We start from the raw sequence: 25,676 nt of genomic DNA, 5'->3' as shown, positions 1-25,676 counted from the left end.
CCCCCATGCGCGTAAGGGCAGCGAGCCTAACAGCATGGGCATGACCAAGCGGGTACGAGGTTCAGGCCGTCGGACGAGAGGCCGCGGGCTCGTCAGTGGTGTGGTCGTCATCGGCGCCCGCGCGGCCGTCCCCGCCGACGAAGAAGCTCAACACGGCCGTGACGGTCGAGGTGACGGCGAGCAGCAGGGCCCATGCGGCGATAGACGCCCTCAGGCCGTGGCCCGGTGTCCTGACCGCGCGGCGGGCCCGTCGTCGAACGCCTGTCGCGTCGGTCGGGTGTTGCGGCCGAACACCGGTCCGATCGAGTGGACTCGCAGGGACGCGTACCGCAGGACGGCCTCCCGCCGGACTCCGGATGGTGGCGTTGCACCCCTCAGCCCCGAACCGGAAGAAGCGCCCCCACATGCGACGCACTCCGTCCCGACGCCTGTTCGCAGCTGTGCTGCTGGTGGCGTCCGTCCTGACCCCGACGATGGCGGCTTCCGCCACCGCCGCAACTCCCGCCGCCACCGCGGTCCGCCTCGCGAGTGTCGATCGGCACAACCACGACGACTGCCCGTCGCACGGCCTCGGCCGCGACCTGACCGCCCGCCTGGACAAGGCCGTCGCGGACGTCCGCAAGCAGGCCGCCATCCCCGGTGTCGCCGTAGGGCTGTGGATGCCGGGGAAGGGGTGCTACGTGCGGGCGACCGGTGTCGCCGACAAGGTCACGCGGCAGCCGATGAGCACCGACTTCTTCTCGCGGATCGGCAGTGAGACCAAGACCTTCACGGTCACCGCGCTGCTCCAGCTCGTCGACGAGCGGCGGATCGGGCTGGACGACCCGGTCGCGCGCTACGTCCACGGCGTGCCGAACGGCCGCCACATCACCCTGCGCCACCTGGCCGAGATGCGCAGCGGGCTGTTCCCGTACAGCGCCGACGCCGGCTTCGCGCACGACCTGCTGAGCGACCCGACCCGCACGTTCACCCCGCGTGAGCTGCTCGCGTACGGCTACAAGCACCGCAACACCGCCGCGCCGGGCAAGGTGTTCGTCTACAACAACAGCAACCTGGTCCTGCTCGGCCTGGTGATCGAGAAGGTCACCGGTCACCACATCGCCGACGTCATCGACCGGCGGGTGCTGCGCCCGGCCCACCTGGACCAGACGCTGTTCCCCGACGGCCCGAACGTCCGTGAGTTCCCCGAGCCGCACGCGCACGGCTACACCAACCAGACCCTGACCGGCGCGGTCGCCGACTCCACGGACTGGAACCCGAGTTGGGGCTGGTCGGCCGGCGCGATGATCTCGACCATGCACGACCTGCGCAGCTGGGCGAAGACCGTCGCCACCGGGGAACTGCTCAGCCCCGAGACCCAGAAGCAGCGGCTGAAGGTGCTGCCGACCGAATTCCCCGGCCTCGACTACGGCCTCGGCATCTTCGAGACCGGCGGCTGGATCGGGCACAACGGCTCCATCCCGGGCTACGAGTCCGTGACCGTCTACCTCCCCGCCCTCAAGGCGACCCTGGTCGTGCTGATCAACACCGACATCACCACCGGGGGCCAGGAGCCGTCCACCCTGCTCGCCCGCGCGATCACCCAGATCGCCACACCCGGCCACGTCTACGACGGCTCGACCCCCACGCGCTAGAGCCGTCCCGCCCGCCCGACACCACACCTCCAGGTCGCCGACCTGGGGGTTTCGTGTCGGGCCGGGTCGCCCCACCACCTGTTTCGCCCTTCGGCCAATCCGCCGCCCGACCTGATCCGGATTACCCGTGAACCCCTGATCGGCGGGAGGACACGTGACGGAGATGGCGATGGAGCGGACAGCGCGGGACGGGCGCCGGACCGCCGTGATCGGTTCCGGGGTGGCGGGGCTGACCGCCGCGTACATCCTGGGCGGGGCCGGTCACGTCACCCTGTACGAGGCCGACGACCGGCTCGGCGGGCACGCGCACACCCATGAGCTGACGTCGGCGCACGACGGGCGGGTGCACCGCGTCGACTCCGGGTTCATCGTGCACAACCGGCGCACCTACCCACGCCTGCTGCGGCTCTTCGACGAACTCGGCGTCCCCACGCAGGAGTCGGAGATGAGCATGTCCGTGCGCTGTGAGGGGTGCGGGCTGGAGTACGCCGGTGCGCGCGGCCCGGCCGGGCTCTTCGCCCAGCCCCGCAACCTGCTGCGCCCCCGTTATCTGCGGCTGCTCGCCGAGGTGCCCCTCTTCCACCGCGCGGCCCGCCGGTTGCTGGCCCGGGGCGGTGAAGAGGCCCTCACCCTGGGGGAGTTCCTCGACCGGGAGGGCTACTCCGCCTATTTCCGCGCCCACTTCGTCACGCCGATGGTGTCGGCGGTGTGGTCCTGCGACGCCGTCACCGCTCAGCGCTACCCGGCCGCCTATCTGTTCCGCTTCCTGGCACACCACGGCATGCTGTCGGTGAGCGGATCACCGGTGTGGCGCACGGTCACCGGCGGTTCGGGCACCTACGTCGACCGGATCGCCAAGCACATCGGCGACGTCCGCACGTCCACCCCCGTGCGGTCCGTACGACGTCATGCCGACCGCGCGGACGTCACCGCCGAGGACGGCAGCACCGAGTCCTACGACGCCGTCGTGATCGCCGTCCACCCGGACCAGGCGCTCCGGCTGCTCGCCGAACCGACCGGCCTGGAACGGGAGTTGCTGGGCGCGTTCCCGTACTCCCGCAACACCACGCTCCTGCACACCGACACCCGGCTGCTGCCGCGCGCCCCGGGTGCCCGCGCCTCCTGGAACCACCTGATGCCGTCCTGCACGGCCGACTCCGGCCAGGTGCAGGTCAGTTACGACATGAACCGGCTCCAACGCCTCGACGCCACCGAGACGTTCGTGGTCACCCTCGGCGGCCAGCACCGCGTCGACCCCACACGGGTGCTGGCCCGCATGGTCTACGAACACCCCGTCTACACCCCCGAGTCGGTGGCCGCGCAGCAGCGGCTGCCCGAACTCGCCGGTGACGTCTGCGTGTTCGCGGGCGCCTACCACGGCTGGGGTTTCCACGAGGACGGCTGCCGTTCGGGTGTCGAGGCCGCGGCGGCGCTGGGGGTGCGCTGGTGAACGCCGTACCCGAGCGGGTGAGTGCCGTACCGGCGCTGTACTCCTGCACCATCGCGCACGTCCGCACCACCCCGAGCCGCTACGCGCTGCGGCACCGCACCTACATGTGGCTCATCGACCCCGACCACCCGCCCCAACTCCCGCGCCTGCTCCGCCCCTTGGCCCGCTTCGACCCGCGCGACCACTTCACCGACGGCGACCGGCTCTCCATCCGGGCCGGCCTCGACGCCTTCCTCGCCGAGCACGGCGTGTACCTGGACGGCGGCCGGGTGGTGATGCTGGCCCACGCCCGGGTGTTCGGCTACGTCTTCAACCCCCTGACCCTGTACTGGTGTTACGGCCCCGACGCGCAGCCGCGCTGTGTCGTCGCCGAGGTGCACAACACCTACGGCGGTCGGCACTGCTATCTGCTGCACCCGGACGCCTCCGACACCGCCCGCGCCGAGAAGAAGCTCTACGTCTCACCGTTCTTCCCCGTCGACGGCGGCTACCGCATGCGACTGCCGGCGCCCGGCGCCCAACTCGCCCTGACCGTCCACCTGGACCGCGAGGGCGGCCGTGCCTTCACCGCGACGGTGAGCGGAACCCGGCGCGAGGCGAGCACCGCGCGGCTGCTGCGGCTGGCGCTGCGCCACCCCTGGTCCACCCTCGCCGTGTCGGCCGCGATCCGCTTCCACGGCATACGGCTCTACCTGCGGGGACTGCCGGTGCAGCCCCGCCGCCCCGAACCCCGCACTCCGGAGAAAGCGACATGACGACAGCAGAACGCCGGATCACCACCACCGGCGCGCCCGATGCCGAGGCCGGCGCCGAGAGCAGGGTCGACCGGCGTACCGGGCCCGTGGGTCCGACCTCCGTCGACCCCGCGCACTGGCCCGACATCGCCGCCGTACCGCCCGCCTCCCGCCTCCGTACGGCGCTCACCGCGGCCCTCGTCCGACGGGCCCTCGCCCAACTGCCGCTGCGGGCACGGTTCGCGGGGTCCCCGGACCTCGGCAAGGGCGGCCCGCTGATCGACGTCCGCGACCCGGCCGCGTTCCACGCCCGCATCGGCACCCACGGCCTGGTCGGGTTCGGCGAGTCGTACATGGCCGGTGAGTGGGACGCCCCCGATCTAGTGGCCGCCCTGACCGTACTGGCCGGACACGCGGCCGAGTTGATCCCGGACCCGCTGCAACGGCTGCGCGCGCTGTGGGCGCCGCGCCACCCGCACGCCGAGCGCAACACACCCGACGGCTCCCGCGCCAACATCAGCCGTCACTACGACCTGTCCAACGACCTCTTCGCCCTCTTCCTCGACGACACCCTCACCTACTCCTCGGCCGTCTTCCGGGGCTTCCCCGCGAGCCACGACCTCCTCGCGGCGGCCCAACACCGCAAGATCGACCGGCTGTTGGACCTCGCCGACGTGGGCGAGGGCACCCGGCTCCTGGAGATCGGCACCGGCTGGGGCGAACTCGCCCTGCGGGCCGCCGCCCGGGGCGCCCGTGTCACCTCGCTCACCCTCTCCCGCGAACAACGGGACCTGGCCGTCGAGCGGGTGCGCGCCGCCGGTCTCGGCGAGCGCGTCTCCATCGAACTGTGCGACTACCGCGAGGCGGCCGGGACGTACGACGCCGTCGTCAGCGTGGAGATGATCGAGGCGGTCGGCGCCGAGTTCTGGCCGGTGTACTTCCGCGCCATCGACCAACGGCTCGCGCCCGGCGGCCGGTTGGCGCTCCAGGCCATCACCATGCCGCACGACCGGATGCTCGCCTCCCGCGACACCTTCACCTGGATCCACAAGTACGTCTTCCCCGGCGGCCTCATCCCCTCCACCGAGGCGATCGAGGAGACCGCCCGCGACCACACCGGCCTGCGCCTCGCCCGCCGCGACGCCTTCGGCGCGCACTACGCCGAGACCCTGCGCCTGTGGCGCGAACGGTTCAGCGAGCGGGCCGGGGAGGCGGCGGCGCTCGGTTTCGACGAGGTCTTCCACAGGCTGTGGACCTTCTACCTCGCCTACTCCGAGGCCGGTTTCCGCTCCGGCTACCTCGACGTTCAGCAGTACCTGTTCACCAAGCCGAACTCCGCCGAGGGCGTGGCCACGCCGTGAACGGCTTCCCCTGGAGCGCGTTCGCGCTCAACCTCGCCTGGTCCGCCGCCGCGGCCCTCGCGGTCATGCTCGCCACCTTCGCGGTCGCGGTGCGTGTGGGCCTGCACCGGATCGTCGACATCGCCTGGGGCCTCGGCTTCACGGCGGTGGCCGTCGTGACCTTCGCCGCCTCCGCCGGTGCGGGCGATCCCGTACGACGACTGCTGGTGACGGCGCTGACGGCGGTCTGGGGGCTGCGGCTGGCGGTCCACATCGCCCGCCGGGGCCGGGGGCACGGCGAAGACCCGCGCTACGAGCGGATGTTGGCCAAGGCGCCCGGCAGCCGGAACGCGTACGCCCTGCGCATGGTCTACCTCCTCCAGGGCGGGCTGGTCTGGCTGGTGTCCCTGCCCGTGCAGGCCGCGCAGTACGTGCCCGGCCGGCCTTCGGTGCTCAACTACGCCGCCGGTACGGCGCTTTGGGCGGTCGGCATCGGGTTCGAGGCGGTCGGTGACGCCCAACTGGCCCGTTTCCGCGCCGACTCCGCGAACCGGGGCCGGATCATGGACCGGGGGCTGTGGTCCTGGACCCGGCACCCGAACTACTTCGGCGACTTCTGCGTGTGGTGGGGCCTGTTCCTGCTCACCTGCGACTCCCCGGCGGCGGCCGCCGTGTCCGTCGTATCGCCGCTGGTGATGAGCCTGTTGCTGACCCGGGGCAGCGGAAAACGGCTGCTGGAACGGCACATGGCCGACCGGCCGGGGTATGCCGAGTACCGTGCCCGCACCAGCGGTTTCCTCCCGCGTCCGCCGAGGCCGGAGTGAGCAAGGAGCACCTCATCGAGCCACAGCACGACACCACCCAACACGCCGATCGGCACGCTCCGTTGAAGGTGCGACGGCGTCCGGCGCACCCCCGGGCCGCCGTCCTCGTCCTGCACGGCGGCCAGGAGACGAGCGAACGGCCCGCCCGGCCCTGGCAGTTGGCCGCGCTGCGCATGGGCCCGGTCGTACGCGCGGTGATCTCCGTGCTCCCGTACCAGGACGTCCTGGTGGCCCAGGTCCGTTACCGCGTCCGCGGCTGGAACGGCGACCGCGCGGACGCGGCCCAGGACACCCTGCGCGCACTGGACGCCCTGGCCGGACTCACCGGCCCCGTACCGACCGTGCTGCTCGGCCACTCCATGGGCGGCCGGGCCGCCCTGCGCGCCGCCGGTCACCCGCTGGTGACGGGCGTGGTCGCCCTCGCCCCGTGGTGGCCGCGGGGGGAACCCGTCGAGCAGACGGCGGGGCGTCACGTCGTCGCCCTGCACGGCGCACGCGACCACGTCACCTCGCCCACGGAGACGGCGGACTGCGTGCGCCGGGCGCGGGAGGCGGGGGCGACGCGGGCGGGCCTGGCGTTCATCGCCGACGGCGACCACGGGATGCTCCGCCGCCACGGCCTCTGGCATCACACGACGGCCGCGCTGGTCGCCCGTCTGCTCGACCCGGGGACTGTCCCGGACCCCCTGCCTGCGGGGGGTTATGGGGTGGGGGAGATTCCGGTGCTGTGAGCGGTGTCGAACCATAGGATCATGTCCATGACTGAGGCAATGCTGCCCGGCTCGGGCGGGCCCGGCGTGATCGACTCCACGACGCACATCCGTGTCGCCCGCCCCTCGCGGGACCTCGCCGCGGCGGAACGCTTCTACGTGGACGGGCTCGGGCTCGACGTCCTGTGGCGGACCACCGAGCGCGTCCGGGGTGAGCACGATCTCGTGATGGTCGGCCCGCCCGGCGCGTCCTGGCACTTCGAGCTGACCCACGACCCCGAGCATCCGCTGGAACCGGCCCCGACCGAGGACGACCTCTTCGTGGTCTACCTGGGCACGCCCGTGGAAGGCGCCCTGGTCGAGCGTCTGGTGGCCACCGGCGGCACCCGGGTCCCGGCGCACAACCCGTACTGGGACGAGCACGGAGTCACGGTCGCCGACCCGGACGGCTACCGCCTCGTCCTGTGCTCCCGGACCTGGGGCTAGTCACGCCTCGCGGGTCTTCGCCAGCTCCGCCGCGAACTGCGCCCCGCTGAGCAGCGCGAGGTTGGACAGCCACAGCCAGATGAGGAAGACGACGCTGCCGGAGAGCGAGCCGTAGAGCCTGCTGTAGGCGCCGAGTGTCGTGGCGTACGTCGAGAAGCCGGCGGAGACGATCAGCCACAACGCGGCGGCCAGTACGCCCCCGGGCAAGCTGTGCCCGCGTCTACGCGCCCCCGCCGGGCCGGTGTGGAAGACGACCACGACGAGGAGTGCGACCAGGCACAGCAGGACGGGCCAGCGCAGCAGGTCCCAGGCCCAGGCCGCGGTCTCGTCCACGCCCGCCATCCGGCCGACGGCCTCCGCGAGCGGGCCGGTCAGCAGCAGCGTGAGCGAACCGACGAGGAGCAGGCCGAGAAGTGCGAGAGCGGTCAGCACGATGCGCGGGGCCTTGCGCCAGGGCGAACGCCGGTCATGGGTGCCGTGCATGCGGTGCAGGGCGCGGCGGAACACCGCGAGGTAGCTCGTGGACGACCACAGCGCGCTGACGCTGCCCGCCACCAGCAGGGGCCATGCCGTGCGGTCGGTGCGCAGGACGTGGGTCAGGGCCGCGTGCAGTTCCGTACCGGAGTCGGCGGGGGCGTACGCCGTGACGTGGGTGACGAACTCCTCGGCCGTGTCCGGGCTGATCATGCCGAACGCGATGACCGTGGCCAGCATGGCGGGCAGCACCGCGAGGATCGCGTAGTACGTCAGCGCCGCCGCGTAGTCCGAGATGTCGTCGTTCCACAAGGACACGGGTGTGCGGCGCAGCGCGGGCCACCAGGCCGCCGGCGGCCTGACCCCGACGATCCGGCGGACCCGGCCGACGTACGACTCGGCGGACTCGGCGGACTCAGCGGACATGGGGCGCCCGGTGCTTGGCGGCGCTCAGCCGGAGCCGGGTGCGGGTCGTGTACGGGGCCGCCGCGTCCTCGGCCTCAGCCGTCACCGCGCGCAGGGCGGGCAGTACGGCGTCCGGGGAGGTGTCCGGGTCCAGCCATACTCGCAGGTCCACCTCCAGGCGGCGCCCGCGTCGGGGCAGCACCCGGGCATGCGTGCGGGCGACACCGGGGACGGCCGTCGCCCGTGCCGTCACCGCCTCGGCCAGCGCCTGCGGACGTACCGTGCAGCCGGGGGAAGGCAGCGCCATCCGCCGCCCCGACCCCGAACGCAGCTGCCCGAGAGCCCAGTACGCGAACAGCACGGTCAGCCCGATCGACGCGGCCATGACCGTGGGCGTCCACCAGCCCTCGCTCCGCAGCTGCGCCAGCCGGCCCGGGTCCAACAGCACGGTATTCGTACGGGAGTTGGGCCACCAGGACGGCAACCGGTGCGCGACGGTCCGGTCCGTGGCGGCGAGCAGGGAACCGGCGAGGAGGAGTACAAGTCCGCCCGCGCCGAGAGCGGTTCGGTTGACGGCCGTGCGGTCGGTGCGCATCACTGGTCAACTTCCTCGGCCGCAGGGGTGGTTGTGGGTACGGAGGGTGTCGTGGGCGGTTGCCACACCGGTTCCGGGGCGACGGTGACGCGTACCCGGGGTGCGCGGCGCAGCCGACAGGAGGATACGGCGGCGCGGGCGGCTGCCGTGACCGCGGTGTGCGCCTCGGCCCGGTCGCCGAAGGCGAGTCGCGCCCGTACGGTGATCCGCCCGCGGCGCACCCGGACCCGTACCGCCGTGATGCCGGGCACGTCGCCCACCGTGTCGCGGACCAGGGACCCGATCGCCGAGCGGTCCACGGCGGCGTCGACGCGCCCGGCCGCCGTACGGACGGTGGACCGGTGACGCAGCCCCGGGGTGAGGGCGAGCACGATCATCCAGACGCCGAGCAGGGCCGTGAGACCGCCCCCGATCACGACGGCCGGGTCGCCGGGCCCGTGCCCGGACAGCCAGTGCACCGCCGAGACGCGCCAGGCCGCCGCCGCCCGGTGCGCGGTGTGCACCTGGATCAGATCCAGGGCGAGCGCACCGCAGGCCAGGGCGGCCACCGAGGTGAGCAGGGCGACCGGGGTCCGGCGCGCGGACCACCAACGCCTGGGTGTGCTGGGGGAGTTGGTCTCCTCGGCCGGGAACACCGGAGCGCGGGAGTACCTCGGCGGTGCGAGCGAGGTGACGCCGACGCGCGCGTTCGCCACGTCCAGGCCCGTCAACTCCCGCGTACGTTCCAGCACATGGCGCTGGACGTCCCGTGCGCCGTCGGCCAGCGGGGCCGGATAGGGGAGCGTCACCCCGAGGGACACCTCCGCCCTTCCGCCCCGTACGGTCGCCGCCGCCCTGGCCGTACGGCCGGGCAGCGCCTCGGCGGTCGCCCGCTCGGCGATCCGGCGCACCGCCCGCTCCGAGACGGTGGTGGTGCCCCGTTGCGCGGCGGGTGCGGGTGCGGGGATGGCTGCGGGTACGGCTGCCGGTACGGCCTCGGCCGGGGCGGTGGTCATCGACGGCTCCGGTCGAACGCGTCCCGTACGTCCTGGACGGTGCCGCCGCGGTCGAACCACCGGCCCACCGCCCAGCCCAGGCCGCCGAGCGCGGCCACGAGCAGGAAGGCGCCGAAGCCGCCGAACCAGCCGGCGAACGCCAGGGCCATGCCCGCGATCATCCCCACGAACGGTGTGCTCATGCCCGTCCACCTCCACCTGTCACCCGATCCACCACTCCTGCCCGTGCCCTCGACCGGCCGCCCTACTCCACCCGGGCCTCGCCGGTGTGCGCGGGCTCGTCGTCGTCGGGCAGATGGACGTCGTTGACGGTGACGTTCACCTCGACGACCTCAAGGCCGGTGATGCGCTCCACGGCGGAGATCACGTTCTCCCGCACGTCCTGGGCGACGTCCATCACGGACACCCCGTACTCGACGACCAGGTCCAGATCGATCGCCGTCTGCCGCTCGCCCACCTCGACCTTCACCCCGCGCCCCACGTTGGGCCGGCCACCGGGTACGCGGTCGCGCACGGCGCCGATGCTCCGCGAGAGGCCGCCGCCCATGTCGTGGACGCCGGGGATCTCCCGGGCGGCGATGCCCGCCACCTTCACGACGACGACATCGGCGATCGACGTACGACCGCGGTCGGCGGCGGGCTGGTCGGCGCCGGTGGCTCCGCCGGAGACGGCGGTGGTGGCCGGGTCCTTGGTGGGCCGGACCTGGGTGGCGACCGGTGCGGTCTGCGTGGTCATGGCATACCTCTTTCTGCCTCGTGGCCGATGTGCTCTCACTTCTTCAGACCCGTGCCCGCCGCGTCTGTGACGCGGCGGGCACGGGAAATCCTTCGAGGCGTCAGCCGACCGTCAGCTGGTGGGCATCAGCACGGTGTCGATGATGTAGACGTTGGCGTTGGCCGTTTTGACGTTGCCGCAGACCACCTTCGCGGAGTCGTTGACGGTGTACGACTCACCCGAGCCGGCGGTGGTGAGCTTCGACTTCTCCAGGGTGTCGAAGGAGCCCTTCTCCAGGTTCGTGGGCGTGAGCTTCTGCCCGACCACGTGGTAGGTGAGGATCTTCGTCAGCTGGGCCTTGTCGGCGAGGACCTTGTCCAGGGTGGCCTTCGGGATCTTGGCGAAGGCGTCGTTGGTGGGCGCGAACACGGTGATGTTCTGGGCGTTGTTGAGGGTGTCGACGAGCCCGGCCTTCTTCACCGCGGCGACCAGGGTGGACAGGGCCGGGTTGTTGGAGGCGGCGGTGGCGACCGGGTCCTGCGCCATGCCGTCGAAGGAACCGGAGCCGCTCTTCGGGACGGCCGCGCAGCCGGTGCCGAAGGGCTGGTCGGCTGTGGTGGCGTCGGAGCCGCTCATGCTGTTGTCGGTGGCGGTGGCGGACGCCTTGGTGGAGGCGTCGGACTTCGCGGAGTCGCTGCCGCTGTCGGAGCAGGCGCTGAGGGCCAGCGGCAGTACGGCGGAGGCGGCGAGGACGACGGCGGTACGGCGGATACGGGTGTTCATGCGGGTACTCCTTGTGATCGGTACGGCGACGGGCGCCGGTACGGGGGGTGGAAAGGGTGGGTGGTCGGTGAGGTCAGTCGACGGTCACGACCACGGAGTGCCATCCGCTCGCGCCGTCGGGGATGGTCTTGGTCCGTCGGTCGGTCTGCACCGCGCCCGTGCGGTCGGTGGCGCGGACGGTGAGGGTGTGGCCGCCCTTGGTCGCCCGCCAGGGGAAGGACCACTGGCGCCAGGTGTCGCGGGTGTCCTCGGCGGCCAGCCGGGCCTCCTGCCAGGGGCCGTCGTCGACGCGGACCTCGACCTTGTCGATGCCGCGGTGCTGGGCCCAGGCGACCCCGGCCACCATCACCGTCCCCGTTTTCGGCCGGGCGAACGGCTTCGGGGTGTCGATCCGCGACTCGGTCTTGATCGGCGCCCGGCGGGCCCAGCCCCGCTTGACCCAGTAGGGGTCGTAGGCGTCGAACGTCGTCAGCTCGATGTCCTTGATCCATTTGCAGGCCGAGACGAAGCCGTACAGGCCGGGCACGACCATGCGGACGGGGAAGCCGTGGGCGAAGGGCAGCGGTTCGCCGTTCATGCCGAGGGCGAGGAGGGCGTCGCGGCCGTCCATCACGTCCTCGACCGGGCTGCCGATCGTCATGCCGTCCACGGAACGCGCCACCAACTGGTCCGCCGGGCCGCCCGCCGACGGTGGCTTGACCCCCAACTCGGCCAGCAGATCGGCCAGTTGTACGCCGATCCAGCGCGCGTTGCCGACGTAGGGGCCGCCGACCTCGTTCGACACACAGGTGAGCGTGATGTCGCGCTCGACCAGTTCGCGCCGCAGCAGGTCGTCGAACGTGAGGGTGACCGGGCGTCGTACGCCCTGCCCGTGGACGCGCAGCCGCCAGGTCGTGGCGTCGACCTTCGGCACCACGAGGGCGGTGTCGACGCGGTAGAAGTCGCCGTTGGGGGTGACGAAGGGGCTGACGCCGGGGATCCGGAGACCGGCGCCCTTCGGTACGGCCCGGGCCCGGGAGGCCGGTACCGGCAGGACCAGGTTCCGGCGGGAGGCGACCGCGTCCCGGCCGCCGGCACCGCTCAGCGAACGGCCGAGCAGCCCGGCACCGGCGGACCCGACGGCGGCGGCACCCGCCGCGATCACGAACCCGCGCCGGTCCCATCCCGCACCGGGCGGCGCCACGGCGTCCTGGTCGGCCGGTCCCCGGGGCCGGAGCCGGCCGACCAGGACGTACAGCACCACGGCCCCGACGACGGCGCCGGCCACGGAGGGCAGCGCGTCCGCGATCCCGGTGGAATCCGGGCGGCCGGTCGCCGCGAGGGCGCCGACGACTCCGAACAGCAGCACACCGGCCGCCCCCGTACGCCGGAATCGCAGCGCGACAATTCCCAGGGCCAGTGCGAAAAGCGCGAGTACCGCGAGAATTCCCAGCTGGAGAAAGAGTTTGTCGTTCGTGCCGAAATGGCGGATCGCCCAGTCCTTCACGGCGGCGGGCGTACGGTCGATCGCCGCGCCCCCGACCGCGACGACCGGCCCGGCCTGCGGACGCACCCCGCCCGCCACGGCCTCGGCGACCGCGAGCGCGGCGAGACCCGCCAGCATGCCGCTGAGCGCGGCGAGCGGCAGCAGCAGTGCTGTGGCGGGTTTCTTCTCGTTCTCGGTCACGGGGGGAATCCGGCACCGAATGGGGTGAGGATTGGTCGCCCGCCCGATCGGATGAATTTCCCTTGACGACCCATCCGCGGCCCCTTCGGCTCCGGAAAGAGAAGCAAGGAGAAGCGCAAGGAGAAGGAGCGGGCGCACGTGCGTCACAGACGCCGCGCGGCCGTGTCCAACCCGCAGACAGACCGGACGAGAGGAGCCGCCCAGTGGCGGGGCCCCGCACACCCGACGCACCACCGGACACCCGGGCCGAGACCGATGACGCCCTACTGGCGGTCCGGGCCGCGGAGGGGGACGAGGACGCCTTCGCCGTGCTCGTGCACCGGCACGCCCCCGCGCTGATCCGGCTCGCCACGAGCCTGCTCGGTACCGGCGCGGAGGCCGAGGACGCCGTACAGGACGCGTTCCTCAGCGCCTGGCGACGGCTCCCGGAGTTCCAGGGGCGCTCCGCCTTCGGCACCTGGATGTACCGCATCGTCACCAACCGCTGCCTGAACGTGCTGCGTTCGCGCCGACCGGTGGCCTCGCTGGAGGCGGCCGGTGACGTGGCCGCCGCCGAACACACCTCCTCCCCGGCCCGGATCGCCGAGGGCCGCGACGCGGTCCGCGAACTGCGCGCCGCCCTCGACCTCCTCTCGGCCGAACAGCGCGCGTGCTGGGTGCTGCGCGAACTGGACGGCCGTTCCTACGAGTTCATCGCGGACGCGGTCGGCATCAGCCAGGAGGCCGTCCGCGCCCGGGTGTTCCGCGCCCGCCGATCTCTGACCCAAGCACTGGGGGCCTGGCGATGACCGACCGCACCGACCAGCCGAACACCACGCCCGCCCAGGCCGACGACGAACTCCTGCCCTGTGGACGGCTGTTGTCGCGGACCTGGGACGACTGGGAGCGAGACACGGACGACCCGCACCTCCGTACCTGCCCGCACTGCCGCCAGGCCGTGCGCGGACTCGACGACCTGGAGTCCGTGGTGCGCGGCCTGCAGGCGGAGACGGACACCACCGCCTCCGCCTACGACACCGAGCCGCTGACCCGGCGGATCATGGACGTCGTGCGCCTCGAACTGCGCCCGGGCCGCCCCCTTTCTCTCGGTGAACCCGCCGAGGACCTCTGGATCATGGAGGCGGTCGCGGCCCGCGCGCTGCGAGCGGCGGCCGAGTCGGTACCGGGCGTCCGGGCCGGTTCCTGCCGCCTCCGTGACGGCGGGGACGGCGGGGACGGCGGCGACGGTGCCGACGGCACGGTCGAGGTCCGCCTCGACATCCACGCCCCGGCCGACGCCCCGCTGCCCGAGCTCGCCGCCCGGGTCCGCGAACGCGTGTGGGAGGCGGCGGACCGTGAACTGGGCATGGAGGTCACGGCAGTTGACATCCGTGTGACGGACCTCGTGTCCACCCCGATGTCCGACGACGCCGACGATGACGACGCCGACGATGACGATCAGGAAGGCGGTTCGGCATGACCGCGCAGCACTTCGAGGACTCCGCGCCGTACGGCCGGCCCGCGCACGCGACGCTGGCCGCGGAGGTCGCCACGGCCGTCGAGGGCGTCTCCGGGGTCGCCTTTCTCCGGCCGGGGCTGACCGACCGGCTGCGGTCGATGGTGCCGCGGCCCGGGGCGGCGCCCGCCGGGGTGCGGATGACTCCGCCCGACGGTGACGGTCCCTGGCGGGTCGAGATCCACGTCGTCGCGCTGCGCCGGGCCAGGACCGTGGACGTGGCCCGCGGTGTCCGGGACACCGTCGAACGGCACCTGGACACCCTGGCACCGGCACGGTCCGCACCCCGGGTCACCGTGACGGTCACGGGCCTCGTCTGACCGGCCCGGATCAGGTCGGGAAGGTCAGCAGGGCGAGCGGGGCGGAGGTGGGGTGCGGGGAGCCGCCGGCCGGTTCGACGGTGATGCCCATGCCGGACGAGTCGTCGACGGTGCCTCGCAGCAGGACGGCCTGGTCGGTGCGGGCGGGGTTCATCAGACCGGCCGACCGCATGGTCCCGGCGTCGTCGAACCACAGCTCGTAGACCTTGCCGCCCGGCGGCCGGGCCATCCCGGAGACGACGAACACGGCCCGGTCCCGACCGTGCGAGACGACGACGGTCCCGGTGGCGCCCCCGGCCAGTCCGGCGGCCCGGGTCCTGGCGTCCGGTGCGGCCAGCACGGCGGCGATCTCGTCCGACGCCTGCACGGCCTGACGCGCCCGGTCGCGGGCGTCCTCGGCCCGCTGGTGCTGCCAGACCGCCGTACCGCCGAGCGCCGTGGCCGCCGCGAGACAGGCGGCGAGCGCCCAGCGGGAGAGCGTACGGGTCCGCGGGCCGGCCGGCGCGGTGCGGTTCCGCGGGTGCCTGCCGGGGGTCTCCTGGCGGACGGCGGTGATGCGGCGCAGCACCTGCTCGCGCAGCGCGGTCGGGGGTGTCACGGCGACGGCGAGGCCCAGGCGGGCGGCGGTCGCGCTCAGCTCGGCGGTCTCCTCCGCGCAGGGTTCACAGCCCGCGAGGTGCCGTTCGAACGCCGTGCTCTCCTCGTCCGGCAGCGCGTCCAGGGCGTAGGCACCCGTCAGCCGGTGCAGATCGACGGTGGTCACGCGGTCACCCCCGGGTGGTCGGTCAGCGTGGGTGCGGTGTTCGGGCCGGTCTGGTGGTGGGGGTCGGTGATGGTCGTGCGGTCGCGCAAGGTGTGTGCGGCGTTCGGGCTGGTCGGCCGGCGGGGGGCGGTGGTCGTCACGCGGTCACCCCCAGGCAGTCGCGGAGGCGGATGAGGCCGTCGCGCAGCCGGGTCTTCACGGTGCCCAGCGGCAGCGCCAGCGCTTCCGCCACCTCGCGGTAGGTCAGGCCCCGGTAGTACGCCAACGTGACGGACTGGCGCTGGAGTTCGGTCAGCGTGCGCAGACAGCGCCGGACCTGTTCGCGCTCCAGCCGGGCCTCGACGCGCTCGGCCACCTCGTCGTACTCGGGGAGCTGGGCCAGCAGCGCGGCCTTGTGGTCGCGGGCCACCGCGGCGTCCACCGAGCGCACCCGGTCCACCGCCCGGCGGTGCGCGAGGGTGAGGATCCAGTTGACGGCGGTGCCGCGGTCGCGCCGGTAACGGGGAGCCGTCCGCCACACCTCCACCAGCACCTCCTGCGTCACCTCCTCCGACTGCGCCTGGTTGCGCAGTACCGCCCGCACGACACCCAGCACCGGCCCCGCCACGGCGTCGTAGACACCCCCGAAGGCGTCCTCGTCCCCGAGGGCCACCCGGCCGACCAGTTCCTCCAGGTCGGGCCCTGCGGCCGGGTTTCTGCCGATATGTACTGCTTCTTTCACCGAGGGCCTCCGCGGTCGGGACATGTCCGGGCGTAATCCGTTCCTGCCGGGACCTTGGATTGGATGCGGTGCCAACGAAAAGACGGGGAGAGCGGGTACGGGTCCGGGGCCCGCCGCGGTGCGTGGGCGGGCCCCGGTGCCTGTCCTGCCGTAGTCGGTGCCGGTGCCGGTGTCGATGAGGGTGCGGGTGTCGGTCAGCCCGCGGCGATGCCCTCGCCGCCGACGGCGCCGGGTACGACGACCGAGCCGATCGCGGTGAGTGCCCCCTTCGGGCCGACCCGGAACTCGTCCACCGTGCCCTGGGCGCCGGTCTGGACGTACAGGTACCGGCCGTCCGAGGAGGCCGCCGCGTCCACCGTGCCGGGGTGGGTGGCCGTGTTGCCGAGTGCGGTGAGCCCGCTGCCGGGGCCGACCCGGTAGCCGGAGAGGGTGCCGCTGGCCGCGTTCGAGACGTAGAGGTTGTCGCCGGCGGTCACCGCCCAGCAGGTGGCGGTCTGGCCCGTCGGAACGGTCCCCTTCGCGGTCAGTCTGCCGTCCCGCCCGACCGTGAAGGTGCCCACCGAGTTCGTTCCGGCCTCCGTCACCCGGATCCGCCCGGCGGAGTCGAAGGCGAACCCGAACGGCACGGCGCCGGGGGTCGAGGTCACCACCGGACGCGCGGACGGACCGCCGTGCGCGCCGCCGACCGGGAAGACGTCGATGCTCTGCCCCGAGGCCTTGGTGGTGACGACGAGCTTCGAACCGTCCGGCGTGAAGGAGATCTGCCCGACGGCCGGAGTCGCCTTGTCCAGCCCGAGGTCGCGGTGCCAGGACGGAACCCTCACCAGCCGTTCGCCGGTCCGCACGAAGCCCTGTACGGAACCGCCGCCGAGCGTGTTGGCGACGTAGACCCGGTTCCCGTGGAACGTGACACTGACCGGGAAACTCCCGCCGCTGGAGATCTCCTGCACCCGCCGCAGGTGCGTGCCGCGCACGGCGAACACGGTCACGGTGTCGCTGCCCGCGTTCACGGCGTAGAGCAGCTGGTGGTGCCGGTCGTAGGCGAGCGACCCCTGTGAGGCCAGGTGGTCCGCGACGGTACCGGCCAGCATGCCGCCCTTGCCGCCGGTGGAGTAGACGCCCCTCTGGGCGAGGGTGCCGTCGGCGGCACGGGCGTAGGCCACGACGGTGTTCGCGGCGGTGTTGTCGCTCTGCACGAACACGGTTGCGCTGCCGCCGTGTTGAGCAAGGGAGTCGGGGCTGTGGTGTGCGTCGGCGGCAACGGCGGCGGGCGCGGCGAAGAGGGCGGCCGCGGCGAGGGCGGCGCCTGTGGCGACGGTGCGGGTGGCGAGGGTCATGGGTGCGTACTCCTCTTGTGGAGAAGGGGAATGGGGGCCGGCGGGGTTCTCACGCTCGTCGCCGGACGATTCGCAACGCTAGACCGAAAGCGGGGGGATGAAACGGCCATAAGCCGCACTCCGGGTCGACGTCCCAGGTTCGTAAGAAGGCCATGGAGATCAGGGAGATCAGGGGATCAGCGGAAGGCCATGGAGATCAGCGGACGCCGAACCGCCGTGCCCGCCGGGTGGCGCTCCCGGCACCCGCGCGGCTGTCCTTGCCGAAGAGGAAGCTCAGCACGACGGCGACGGTGGAGGCGACGGTCAGCCGCAGCCCCCACGCGGCGGCCGAACCGTCCTCGATGACGGACGCGAAGGCGGCCTGCCGCAGCAGGACACCGCTCAGCGGGAACGACCCCGCGCAGCTCAACACGTAGACCCACAGCGGCGGTTCATTGAAGGCGATGAGGACCGAGGCCGAGACGACGACGATCACACTGAGCACGACGGTGAGCGAAGCGATGTCCATGTCCAGGTCCATGTCCGTAAGCATTCCGTCGGGCCGACGACGAATCGTCGACGCAGCGGAGGAGGGGGGCCTCTATCCAAGGGTGGAGAAGAGGCCGCCGGCACCGTAAAGACCCACGTCAACGCTCAGCTCGCCGAACCGGGGCCACGGGATCGTGCGGAACGCGGAGGAGGACACGAGGAGGACACTGTGCCGGTGGGGTCGATTATGGGGATCGGCCGCGAGGGCGGGTGCGAACGGGCAGGATTTCCGGGTGCTCGCCGACGCTCAGGGGGACCGCTCATGCCGTACAGCTCCGCGGAATGGCCCGCGCGCAGTCTGTTGGGGGTGCTGTCGCCGCAGGCGCGGCAGGAACTGCTCGAACTGGGGGTGCAGAAGCAGTTCGAGGCCGGTGACGTGCTGCTGAGCGAGGGGGCCACCGACCGGCACGCCGTGTTGCTGCTCTCCGGCTTCGCCAAGGTGACGGCACGGGTGGAGAACGGCGAGACCTCGCTGCTCGCCGTCCGCGTCGGCGGTGACACCGTCGGCGAGATGGCGGCCGTGGACGGTTCGGCGCCGCGCTCGGCCACCGTGACGGCCTGCGGTCCGATGGCGACGCGCATCCTGCAACCCGGCCTGCTGCACGAGCTGTTGATGCGGCGGCCCGAGGTGTCGGTGGCCCTCACCAGGATCATCGCCGACCGGCTCCGCTGGGCCAACCGTCGTCGCCTGGACTTCCGCGGCTATCCGGTCAAGGTCCGTCTGGCCCGGCTCCTGGTGGAACTCGCCACCGCCTACGGCCGTCCGACGGACGGTGGCGTGGTCGTCGGGTGCCGGCTGTCCCAGCCGGAACTCGCCGCTCTCACCGGCGCCGCCGAGACGACGGTCCACAAGGGCCTCAGGGAACTGCGCATGAACGGACTGCTGGAGACGGGATACCGCTCGACGACGATCCGGGATCTGGACCGGCTCAAGTACCTGGCGGACCTGCCGCAGGAGTGATGCCGAGCCGTCAGGTCAGCAACGGGCGGGCCACCACCAACAGTCCGGCGCTGACGCCCATCGTCGTCGTGCACAGCACCGCCGCGGTCAGACACAGATACTTGCGTACGGCCACGCGGGCGAGAAAGCGGATCGTGTACGACAACTCCTGGCGCAGCCGCTCCTCTTCGTCGCTGTGGCCTGCCGGCGGCAGGATGTCGGGCCCGGCCGCGAGATGGACGAAGCTGTAGCGGTTGACGCCATGGGGACGCATCACCCGCGGGTGCAGGGTCGCGGCCAGGAACACGGCTCCGCCGAGCAGCCCGCACACGAACAGAATGAGCAGACTTCCGGCCACTACGCCTCGTATACCGCCCCCCTGCGCGGTGTGCAGGGCCCGGCCGCTCCAGGACCCCGCGGTACCGACCATCGCGGCCTGTGCGGCGGCCAGGATCCCGGCCTTGGTGTCGGCGTGCTGGTGCGTGGAGTGCAGAGCGCTGAACATGTACTGCTCGGGTCGGGTCTCGGGTTCGGCTCCGTTGGACGGCATACGCGTTCCTCCTGCGGTTGGCGGTCCGGCCGGGACACCAGTAAGCGCCGGGCCGGGTCACGGAACCCCGCATTTGTGCGGGATCCCGTATGACCGGTAATCGCCCTCGCCGTACAAGTACCAGCCCGTAACTTCCGTCGCCCGCAGTATGTTTCCGCACCCTTCCGCATCCCGTATTTCGACGGGGTCTCACCATTCGCGAGGCGTGTACGACTGGCGTGCCGGCGTCCGCGTGTGGGGGGAGCGGACGCCGGTGTGTCCAGTGCGTGCTCCTGGACGCACGGCCACGGAGCGTGACTCCAAGGAAATGAGCGGAGAGTTCGATCATGGGAACATTCGGTCGCAGACTGCTGCTGGCGGTCGACGCCAAGGGGTATGGCGGTGTCGACGTGCTGACGCAGCGCCAGTTCCAGGAGGCGATCCAGCGGTTGCTCGCCGAGGCCGCCGACGCGGTCGGCCTGGAGCGGGAGCGGTGGGAGACGCAGGAAGGCGGCGACTCGGTGCTCGCGGTCCTGCCGGACGGGGCCTCCGAGCCTGACCTCGTCGACCCGTTCATGCGCCGCCTGGACGCCGGCCTGAGGGACTTCAACCACGGTCGGCTGCCCGAGATGTGGCTCCGGCTCAGGGCCGCCGTGCACTTCGGTACGGCGTCGCCGGCGCCGACCGGGTTCGTGGGCCGGGCGCCCGTCGAGATCGGGCGGATCCTGGACAGCGCGGTGCTGCGGTCGGCACTGGCCGCGGTGCCGGACGCCTGCCTGGCCGTGGCTGTCTCCGCGACCGTCTTCAACGACGTGGTGCGTGAGGCGTACACGACCTTCCGGGCACAGGAGTTCCGCGAGGTGCCGATCGCCGAGAAGGAGTACGTCGGGCGGGCCTGGATCTGGGTGCCGGGGGCGGACCTGCGGGCGCTGGATCTGGACACCGCGGGCGGTGGGGACGGCGGCTCCGCGGACGTCGGGGACGGTCCCGCCGTGGACGACGGGGGTGGTGAAGTTACCGGCGCGCGCCCCCTGAGTGCTCCAACGTCCCAGAAGAACACGGTGGTCACCGTGGTCTCCGGAACCATCAATACCGAGCGTGCCGTCTTCGGGATCCACAACTGACGCCGACCGAACCGAGTGACGGCTGAGAATGGACGAGCAAGAGAACGAACAGGTCGGCCAGAGCGACACTCCGTCCCCCGAGGGGAACCCGGAGACACCCGAGCCGAATCCGAAGGAGTCCGGGCCCACCACCCCCGCGGCAGCCGCCGACGGCGGGAACGGCCCGCAGAAACCCCCCGTACCTCAGGAGTCCAAGGAGTCCAAGGAGTCCGACGAGCCCTCTGTCCCCGACAACGAGGACACCGGTGACGCCGTGGCGCGGAAGAAGGCCGGAGAAGAGGCTCGCGCCGGCGCGAGCCAGGTGCATCACAACAGCGTCAACCAGTACTTCCTCGGCGCCCTGGACGCCCCGGAGATCCACTTCGGCATCGGCGTCGCCGACTCCGCCAACGCCCGCCGGCGCGCCGTCGGCCGGCTCGACGCGGGCGAGGCCGACGCCGTTCGCGCCTCGTACGTCGAACCCGACTGCTTCGAGGAGGCGGTGACCGCACTGCAACGGGACGGCGTGGTGGTCCTGGTCGGTCCGCCCGGCACGGGCAAGCGGGCCGCGGCCGTCGCGCTCGTTGCCACCGTCGCCGAGGGCAGCGAATACGTGGTGCTCTCGCCGGGCCGCAGCCTGGAGGAACTCACCAACGGACGGGTGGAGTTCGAGAAGGGTGTCGGCTACGTACTGCTGGACCGGATGCACGAGAGCGCGTCCGCGACCGTCGACTTCGACTGGCGGCGCGTGCGGGACGCCGTACGCGAGCACGAGGCGCACCTGGTGGTGACCACCGTCCACGAGATGGAGGGCCGGGCCCTGGAGTCCGTACGCCATGTGCCCTGGCAGGTACCGGACCTGGCGGCCGTGCTGCGGGTGCGGCTCACACGCGCGAAGTGCGAGCCGGAGACCGTCGAGCGGTCCGTGGAGCTGATGCCCGCCGGATGCCGGATCGCGGAGGTCGTCGCGGCGGCCGACCGGATCGGGCGGGGCGCCGAGCCCGACGTGGTGTGGACGGAGTACGGCAGCAGCGCGGCGGCGCCCGTGCGCGACTGGTTCGCACAGGAGCGCTCACCGCAGGAGTGGGCCGAGGTCACGACGCTCGCCTTTGTCACCGGCGCCGGCTATCGCGACTTCGAGACGTGCCAGCAGCGTCTGGAGCACTGGGTGGCTCCCGCCTTCCCGGCGCCGGCCGACGACGAGGCGGCGGCCGCGGCCGCCCGGCGGGCCGCCGACCGCCGCCTCTCGCTGAACCGGAATGGTCTCGTCGCCGTCGAGGAGCGCAAGAACGGCGCGCTCACCCGCACCGCCCTGGTCTTCTCGCACCCGCAGTACCGGTCGTGGGTGCTCCAGGAACTGTGGACCAACCGCTCGACGGCCTACTGGGACGGCGTCCGGGATTGGCTGGCCGAACTGATGCGTGGCGGTCGGCCCGGCCTGGAGACACAACTGTCCGTCGCGCAGGGGCTGGCGCTCCTCACCCCGTCCGCCTTCGACGAGGTTGCCGAGAACTATCTGCACCCCTGGGCGTCCGGTGCCGCGGGCCCCACCGGCCAGACCACGGCCACGCTGGTGCTGCACTGCATGTGCCTCGACGAGAGCCTCGCCGCCGTGGCGCTCGGAGTGGCCCGTGACTGGGCTCGCTCCTACGACCCGGAGCTGCGCTCGACAGCGACCGCGGCGTTCAGCGGTGCGCTCGGCGTGCGCTTTCCGACCGACGCCGTGTACACGCTGCTGCGACTGGTCGGGCGGGGCGGCGGCCGGAGCACGGAGGCGGCGTTCGCGCTGGCCGGACTCGTCGCCGTGCTCGTGGAGTGCCGTCAGGACACCGGCGCGGTGTTCCGGCCGCTCGCCTACCGGCTGCGCGCTCAGCGCGACTTGCTGGCCGGCCATCTCAAGGACGCCGTTCTCGACGCCACGTTGACCGTCCTGCGGGCCCGCGACGCGCGCACCGGGCGCCCGGTCTGCGCGGACGTCCTGGTACGCAGCCCCGAACAGACCGAGAAGATCGGCGAGTTGTGGGCCGGTGTCCTGGGCAATCTGCCCCGCCGGACCCGAGCCCTGGCCGGACTGCACGCCACCCTGCGGGCGCTGTCCACCGTGTCCGAGGAGCCCGAACCGGTGGCCGCCCGCTTCGGCGCGGCCGTCGGCGCCGCGCTGCGGCCGGCGGAACGCCCCGGGCTGCGGGCCGGTCTGGAACCGGCCGTGAGCCGCACCGAGCCGGGCACACCGGTTCGTTTTCCCTTGATCGACATCTTCCTTGATGCCGTACTGAGCACGGAGGACTGACAGGTATGGCCGAGAAATACCCGCTCGTCGAGCAGCGCGAGTACGGACGGGCAGGCAGGCGCGCCGGCCTGCTGAGCCGGCGCATGACGCGGACCGACGACGAACTGCCCCGGCTCGCCGCGCACCACGTGCGGGTCTTCAGGGTCGGCGTGGAGTATGTCGAGGATCACGGGCAGTTGCGGCCCGACGACCCCACGGTGGTCGACGCCGGCTCGGTCACGGTCGTCGACCGGAGGGTCGAGGTGCCCGTCGTGGTGGAGACCCGCATCCCGTCCGCCGAGGCCGGCGACTTCACCGTGCGGACCACCTTCTACTGCACCGTCACCGACCCGTGCACGGTCGTACGCGACGGGGTCACGGACGTGGAGGCGCTGCTGCTGGGTCATCTGCGGTCGGTGCCCGGGCTCGTCGAGGACGGCAGCGACCGGCCGATCGTCGACTCGCTCGTCGTGCGCGACCGGATCGACGCCCGGCTGACCGCGTACCACGAGATGCGGCCGACCACGCTGTCCGGGCTGCGCGCCCGGCACGGAATCGTCGAGGTCCTCACGCCGAGGGAACTGGCCGACGCCCTCGCGAAGGAGGATGACGACCGTCGCAAGCTGGCATGGACGCGGGATCGGGAGGAGCGGGAACAGGAGGCGGCGCTGCGCCGGGCCCTGCTGGAGACCGAGCTGGAGATCAAGCGCGAGGAACTGCGCAACACCAGCGCCCTCCACAAGGAACGCAACCGGCAGGAGGAGGAGCGGCAGCGCAGTCGCTTCGAGCACGACACGGACGCCGAGCGGCAGGAGCACGACCTCTTCCAGCAGGGTCGGCGCAACCGCTTCACGCGTGCCGAACTCGCCGAGGACTTCCAGCTGATCGGCGCCGACCCAAGTGCCGCCGACTTCCAGGCCTGGCGCACCGGCGACATCACCTCCGACGAACTCGCCCAGCGGCTGGACCGGCGGCGGCAGGCCGACCGCGAGGCCGCGGTGGAGCGGCGGTCCGTCGACCGGGAGGACGAACGCTGGAAGGTCGAGCGCGACGACCGGCGCGAGGCACTGACCCGCGCGGAGGAGCGCGAGGACAAGGCGGACCAGCGGCGCGAGGAGACCCACCGCTGGGAACTGGGCCACGAGGACGGGCTGCGCCGCCGCCAGGAGGAGCGCGCCGACACCGAACGGCTGCAGCGCGACGAGCGCGACTGGTCCAACGACGTGCTCGCCGTGAAGGCCGATCTGAGCAGGCGGGCCATCGACCGGGGCCTGTTCGACAGCACGATCCGCGACGCGGGGGACTTCATCAACGGCGTCGGCGACGTCCTGTACAAGCAGCGCGCCGACGCGCGTGAGGTGCCGGAGGAGGACGCGCAGGGCGAGCTGGAGGGCGGGTCCGCACCGGCCGAACGCGAGAAACGGACCGGCCGCGACGGCGGCGTCGACATCGACTACGACGACAACGGAGACCTCGACCTCGGGGGCACCGACTCGGAGGCGAGCCTTGGCCACTGACATCTCACTGCGCCCGGCCGACAGTGCCCGGATCGACGACGACCGGGGCTCGGTCCGCCCGATCTCCCCGGCCACCGGTCCGGCCGCGCGACTGCGCCGGCTGATCGGCATCCGCGAGGAACTCCTCGCCTGGGCGCCGGAGGAGCGCACCCGCTACACCTGGTACGGCGCGATCGTCCTCAACACGGCCCTGGTCGGCGCCCTGTCCATGGCCCTGGCGCTCGGCAGCTTCCGCTCCGACCTCCCCTTGCCGGCCGTGCTCGCGGTCGCGGCGGTGTGGTTCTGGGTGGTGCTGGTGATGGACAGCTGGCTGGTCTCCAGCACCCATGGCGCGGGCGTCAAGAAGTGGTCGCTGGGACTGCGTCTGGTGCTGTCCGTGCTGCTGGGTCTGTTCATCGCCGAGCCGATTCTGTTCCAGATCTTCGACAAGGAGATCCGCCAGGAGATCGCCGTCGGCAACGACCAGAAGGTGGCCGACTACCGGGGCATGCTCGTCGCCTGCAACCCGACGGACGGCGCGTCCACGGCGGGCCGCGAGGAGTGCCGCCGCTACCAGCTCAAGGTCGCGGGTTCACCGGCGGAACTGTCGAGGCAGATAGCGAGCAACACGTCCCGGACCACGGACCTGCAGACCCAGGTCAAGACCCTCAACGACACGCTCAAGGACAAGATGGGGACCGAGCAGCGGCTGTGCGGCCGCAACAACTGGATCTGGCGGGGCGGGGGCCTGGACGTCACCATCACCTGCGAACGGGCCCGCGCGGACTCCTCGTCGTACCGCAGGACGAGCAAGGTCGGCGTGTACGAGAAGCAGCTGGCGGCGCTGCGGGCCGAGGGCCAGACGCTCCAGGGCAAGAAGGACAAGGCCGCGGACACCTACCAGCCGCTGCTCCAGCAGGCCATCAACTCCAAGACGCGGGAACGCGCGGCCGACCTGGACACGGACGGCATCCTGACCCGGGCACACGGCCTGCGGGAGGTGGCCGGCTCGGACGGTTTCGCACTGTTCCTGACGATCGTCCTGCACCTCCTGCTCGTGTCCTTCGACGCACTGCCCGTCCTGGCCAAGTTCATGAGCGGCAGCACGATGTACGACACCCTCCTCGGTGCCCGCTTCGAAGCCACCCGCAGGCTGCACACCGAAGAGCTCCAGGTACGGCACGAGTGCGCGCGGATGGAACACGAGGCGCAGCGCCACCACGTCGAGCTGGACACCAACGACCGTATGCAGACGCTGGAGCACCGCTACCGCACGGCCCAGGCGGAACGCACGGTCCGGGAGCGCGCGGAGCTGGACGCGAGGATGGAACGCATTCTCGGAGCACGCGGACTCCACGCCTGAG

At 72.3% G+C, this 25,676-nt stretch carries 28 protein-coding genes; 15 read left to right on the top strand and 13 right to left on the bottom strand.

What is annotated here, in order from left to right; all coding sequences use genetic code 11:
- Nucleotides 1–404 precede the first annotated feature (404 nt).
- The 7 genes from OG407_RS25370 (at nucleotide 405) to OG407_RS25340 (ending at nucleotide 7,178) form a co-directional block, all read left to right on the top strand.
- Nucleotides 405–1,634 carry a serine hydrolase domain-containing protein gene (locus tag OG407_RS25370; RefSeq protein WP_405861458.1) on the top strand — a complete coding sequence of 410 codons (1,230 nt, stop codon included), beginning with the start codon at nucleotides 405–407 and terminating at the stop codon, nucleotides 1,632–1,634.
- Between the two features lie 163 nt (nucleotides 1,635–1,797).
- A complete protein-coding gene (locus tag OG407_RS25365) occupies nucleotides 1,798–3,084 on the top strand; it encodes an NAD(P)/FAD-dependent oxidoreductase (protein ID WP_405868582.1) in 1,287 nt (428 codons plus the stop codon).
- On the top strand, nucleotides 3,081–3,839 hold the full coding sequence (locus OG407_RS25360; RefSeq protein ID WP_405861456.1) for a DUF1365 domain-containing protein: 759 nt from the start codon (nucleotides 3,081–3,083) through the stop codon (nucleotides 3,837–3,839). The genes OG407_RS25365 and OG407_RS25360 overlap by 4 nt, the downstream gene beginning before the upstream one ends.
- Complete coding sequence (locus OG407_RS25355) at nucleotides 3,836–5,179, top strand: class I SAM-dependent methyltransferase (RefSeq protein ID WP_405861454.1); 1,344 nt, start codon at nucleotides 3,836–3,838, stop codon at nucleotides 5,177–5,179. The genes OG407_RS25360 and OG407_RS25355 overlap by 4 nt, the downstream gene beginning before the upstream one ends.
- On the top strand, nucleotides 5,176–5,982 hold the full coding sequence (locus OG407_RS25350; RefSeq protein WP_405861453.1) for a DUF1295 domain-containing protein: 807 nt from the start codon (nucleotides 5,176–5,178) through the stop codon (nucleotides 5,980–5,982). The genes OG407_RS25355 and OG407_RS25350 overlap by 4 nt, the downstream gene beginning before the upstream one ends.
- Nucleotides 5,983–6,044: 62 nt before the next feature.
- On the top strand, nucleotides 6,045–6,713 hold the full coding sequence (locus OG407_RS25345) for an alpha/beta family hydrolase (protein WP_405868580.1): 669 nt from the start codon (nucleotides 6,045–6,047) through the stop codon (nucleotides 6,711–6,713).
- A 27-nt stretch (nucleotides 6,714–6,740) separates the two neighbouring features.
- Nucleotides 6,741–7,178, top strand: coding sequence for a VOC family protein (locus OG407_RS25340; protein ID WP_405861451.1), 438 nt, complete (start codon nucleotides 6,741–6,743; stop codon nucleotides 7,176–7,178).
- On the opposite strand, the gene OG407_RS25335 is transcribed toward OG407_RS25340, so the two are convergent.
- From OG407_RS25335 to OG407_RS25305, 7 genes are all read right to left on the bottom strand, one after another.
- Entirely contained in the window at nucleotides 7,179–8,078 is a 900-nt protein-coding gene (locus OG407_RS25335) for a YihY/virulence factor BrkB family protein (protein ID WP_405861449.1), read from the bottom strand. It lies immediately after the preceding gene.
- Nucleotides 8,068–8,652, bottom strand: a complete 585-nt coding sequence (locus OG407_RS25330; protein ID WP_405861447.1) for a hypothetical protein — start codon at nucleotides 8,650–8,652, stop codon at nucleotides 8,068–8,070. The genes OG407_RS25335 and OG407_RS25330 overlap by 11 nt, the downstream gene beginning before the upstream one ends.
- The gene (locus tag OG407_RS25325) at nucleotides 8,652–9,647 is read right to left on the bottom strand and encodes a DUF6286 domain-containing Asp23/Gls24 family envelope stress response protein (RefSeq protein ID WP_405861445.1); all 996 of its coding nucleotides are present in this window, start codon (nucleotides 9,645–9,647) and stop codon (nucleotides 8,652–8,654) included. Before OG407_RS25325 ends, OG407_RS25330 begins: the two co-directional genes overlap by 1 nt.
- Complete coding sequence (locus OG407_RS25320; RefSeq protein WP_327402562.1) at nucleotides 9,644–9,829, bottom strand: hypothetical protein; 186 nt, start codon at nucleotides 9,827–9,829, stop codon at nucleotides 9,644–9,646. Before OG407_RS25320 ends, OG407_RS25325 begins: the two co-directional genes overlap by 4 nt.
- A 62-nt stretch (nucleotides 9,830–9,891) precedes the next feature.
- Nucleotides 9,892–10,383, bottom strand: a complete 492-nt coding sequence (locus tag OG407_RS25315) for an Asp23/Gls24 family envelope stress response protein (protein ID WP_399395376.1) — start codon at nucleotides 10,381–10,383, stop codon at nucleotides 9,892–9,894.
- Nucleotides 10,384–10,494: 111 nt separating this feature from the next.
- Complete coding sequence (locus OG407_RS25310; RefSeq protein WP_405861442.1) at nucleotides 10,495–11,145, bottom strand: fasciclin domain-containing protein; 651 nt, start codon at nucleotides 11,143–11,145, stop codon at nucleotides 10,495–10,497.
- Nucleotides 11,146–11,218: 73 nt separating this feature from the next.
- Nucleotides 11,219–12,748 carry a molybdopterin-dependent oxidoreductase gene (locus OG407_RS25305; RefSeq protein WP_405868578.1) on the bottom strand — a complete coding sequence of 510 codons (1,530 nt, stop codon included), beginning with the start codon at nucleotides 12,746–12,748 and terminating at the stop codon, nucleotides 11,219–11,221.
- Between the two features lie 266 nt (nucleotides 12,749–13,014).
- On the opposite strand from OG407_RS25305, the gene OG407_RS25300 reads away from it, so the two are divergent.
- From OG407_RS25300 to OG407_RS25290, 3 genes are read left to right on the top strand one after another with little or no spacing between them, the layout of a single operon-like run.
- Complete coding sequence (locus OG407_RS25300; RefSeq protein WP_328681048.1) at nucleotides 13,015–13,599, top strand: sigma-70 family RNA polymerase sigma factor; 585 nt, start codon at nucleotides 13,015–13,017, stop codon at nucleotides 13,597–13,599.
- Nucleotides 13,596–14,270: an Asp23/Gls24 family envelope stress response protein gene (locus OG407_RS25295; protein WP_405861440.1), complete on the top strand. Its 675-nt coding sequence runs from the start codon at nucleotides 13,596–13,598 to the stop codon at nucleotides 14,268–14,270. The genes OG407_RS25300 and OG407_RS25295 overlap by 4 nt, the downstream gene beginning before the upstream one ends.
- The gene (locus tag OG407_RS25290; protein ID WP_328681046.1) at nucleotides 14,267–14,626 is read left to right on the top strand and encodes a hypothetical protein; all 360 of its coding nucleotides are present in this window, start codon (nucleotides 14,267–14,269) and stop codon (nucleotides 14,624–14,626) included. The genes OG407_RS25295 and OG407_RS25290 overlap by 4 nt, the downstream gene beginning before the upstream one ends.
- Nucleotides 14,627–14,636: 10 nt before the next feature.
- Here the strand turns inward: OG407_RS25290 and OG407_RS25285 are convergent, their stop codons facing one another.
- The 5 genes from OG407_RS25285 to OG407_RS25265 all read right to left on the bottom strand — a co-directional run bounded on the left by OG407_RS25285 (nucleotide 14,637) and on the right by OG407_RS25265 (nucleotide 17,967).
- Nucleotides 14,637–15,389, bottom strand: coding sequence for an anti-sigma factor domain-containing protein (locus OG407_RS25285; protein WP_405861438.1), 753 nt, complete (start codon nucleotides 15,387–15,389; stop codon nucleotides 14,637–14,639).
- Nucleotides 15,386–15,529, bottom strand: coding sequence for a hypothetical protein (locus tag OG407_RS25280; protein WP_405861436.1), 144 nt, complete (start codon nucleotides 15,527–15,529; stop codon nucleotides 15,386–15,388). Before OG407_RS25280 ends, OG407_RS25285 begins: the two co-directional genes overlap by 4 nt.
- Nucleotides 15,526–16,110, bottom strand: a complete 585-nt coding sequence (locus OG407_RS25275) for a sigma-70 family RNA polymerase sigma factor (protein ID WP_405861434.1) — start codon at nucleotides 16,108–16,110, stop codon at nucleotides 15,526–15,528. The genes OG407_RS25280 and OG407_RS25275 overlap by 4 nt, the downstream gene beginning before the upstream one ends.
- A gap of 194 nt (nucleotides 16,111–16,304) precedes the next feature.
- On the bottom strand, nucleotides 16,305–17,447 hold the full coding sequence (locus tag OG407_RS25270; RefSeq protein WP_405861432.1) for a lactonase family protein: 1,143 nt from the start codon (nucleotides 17,445–17,447) through the stop codon (nucleotides 16,305–16,307).
- A 196-nt stretch (nucleotides 17,448–17,643) separates the two neighbouring features.
- Entirely contained in the window at nucleotides 17,644–17,967 is a 324-nt protein-coding gene (locus OG407_RS25265) for a hypothetical protein (RefSeq protein ID WP_405861430.1), read from the bottom strand.
- A gap of 270 nt (nucleotides 17,968–18,237) precedes the next feature.
- Here OG407_RS25265 and OG407_RS25260 point away from each other — a divergent pair, with 270 nt between their 5' ends.
- Nucleotides 18,238–18,936, top strand: coding sequence for a Crp/Fnr family transcriptional regulator (locus OG407_RS25260; RefSeq protein ID WP_403602435.1), 699 nt, complete (start codon nucleotides 18,238–18,240; stop codon nucleotides 18,934–18,936).
- Between the two features lie 10 nt (nucleotides 18,937–18,946).
- On the opposite strand, the gene OG407_RS25255 is transcribed toward OG407_RS25260, so the two are convergent.
- Nucleotides 18,947–19,465 carry a Pycsar system effector family protein gene (locus OG407_RS25255; protein WP_405861428.1) on the bottom strand — a complete coding sequence of 173 codons (519 nt, stop codon included), beginning with the start codon at nucleotides 19,463–19,465 and terminating at the stop codon, nucleotides 18,947–18,949.
- 326 nt (nucleotides 19,466–19,791) lie between these two features.
- Here OG407_RS25255 and OG407_RS25250 point away from each other — a divergent pair, with 326 nt between their 5' ends.
- From OG407_RS25250 to OG407_RS25235, 4 genes are read left to right on the top strand one after another with little or no spacing between them, the layout of a single operon-like run.
- On the top strand, nucleotides 19,792–20,568 hold the full coding sequence (locus OG407_RS25250; RefSeq protein ID WP_405861426.1) for a hypothetical protein: 777 nt from the start codon (nucleotides 19,792–19,794) through the stop codon (nucleotides 20,566–20,568).
- 28 nt (nucleotides 20,569–20,596) lie between these two features.
- Nucleotides 20,597–22,837, top strand: coding sequence for a hypothetical protein (locus OG407_RS25245; RefSeq protein ID WP_405861424.1), 2,241 nt, complete (start codon nucleotides 20,597–20,599; stop codon nucleotides 22,835–22,837).
- A 5-nt stretch (nucleotides 22,838–22,842) separates the two neighbouring features.
- Nucleotides 22,843–24,333, top strand: coding sequence for a hypothetical protein (locus OG407_RS25240; RefSeq protein WP_405861422.1), 1,491 nt, complete (start codon nucleotides 22,843–22,845; stop codon nucleotides 24,331–24,333).
- Nucleotides 24,323–25,675: a DUF4407 domain-containing protein gene (locus OG407_RS25235; protein ID WP_405861420.1), complete on the top strand. Its 1,353-nt coding sequence runs from the start codon at nucleotides 24,323–24,325 to the stop codon at nucleotides 25,673–25,675. The genes OG407_RS25240 and OG407_RS25235 overlap by 11 nt, the downstream gene beginning before the upstream one ends.
- Nucleotide 25,676 lies beyond the last annotated feature (1 nt).

This window comes from Streptomyces sp. NBC_01515 (assembly GCF_045040345.1).
Lineage (GTDB): Bacteria > Actinomycetota > Actinomycetes > Streptomycetales > Streptomycetaceae > Streptomyces.
Note: the sequence above shows the minus strand (reverse complement) of the source record. Positions and strands in the feature narration are given on the sequence as shown.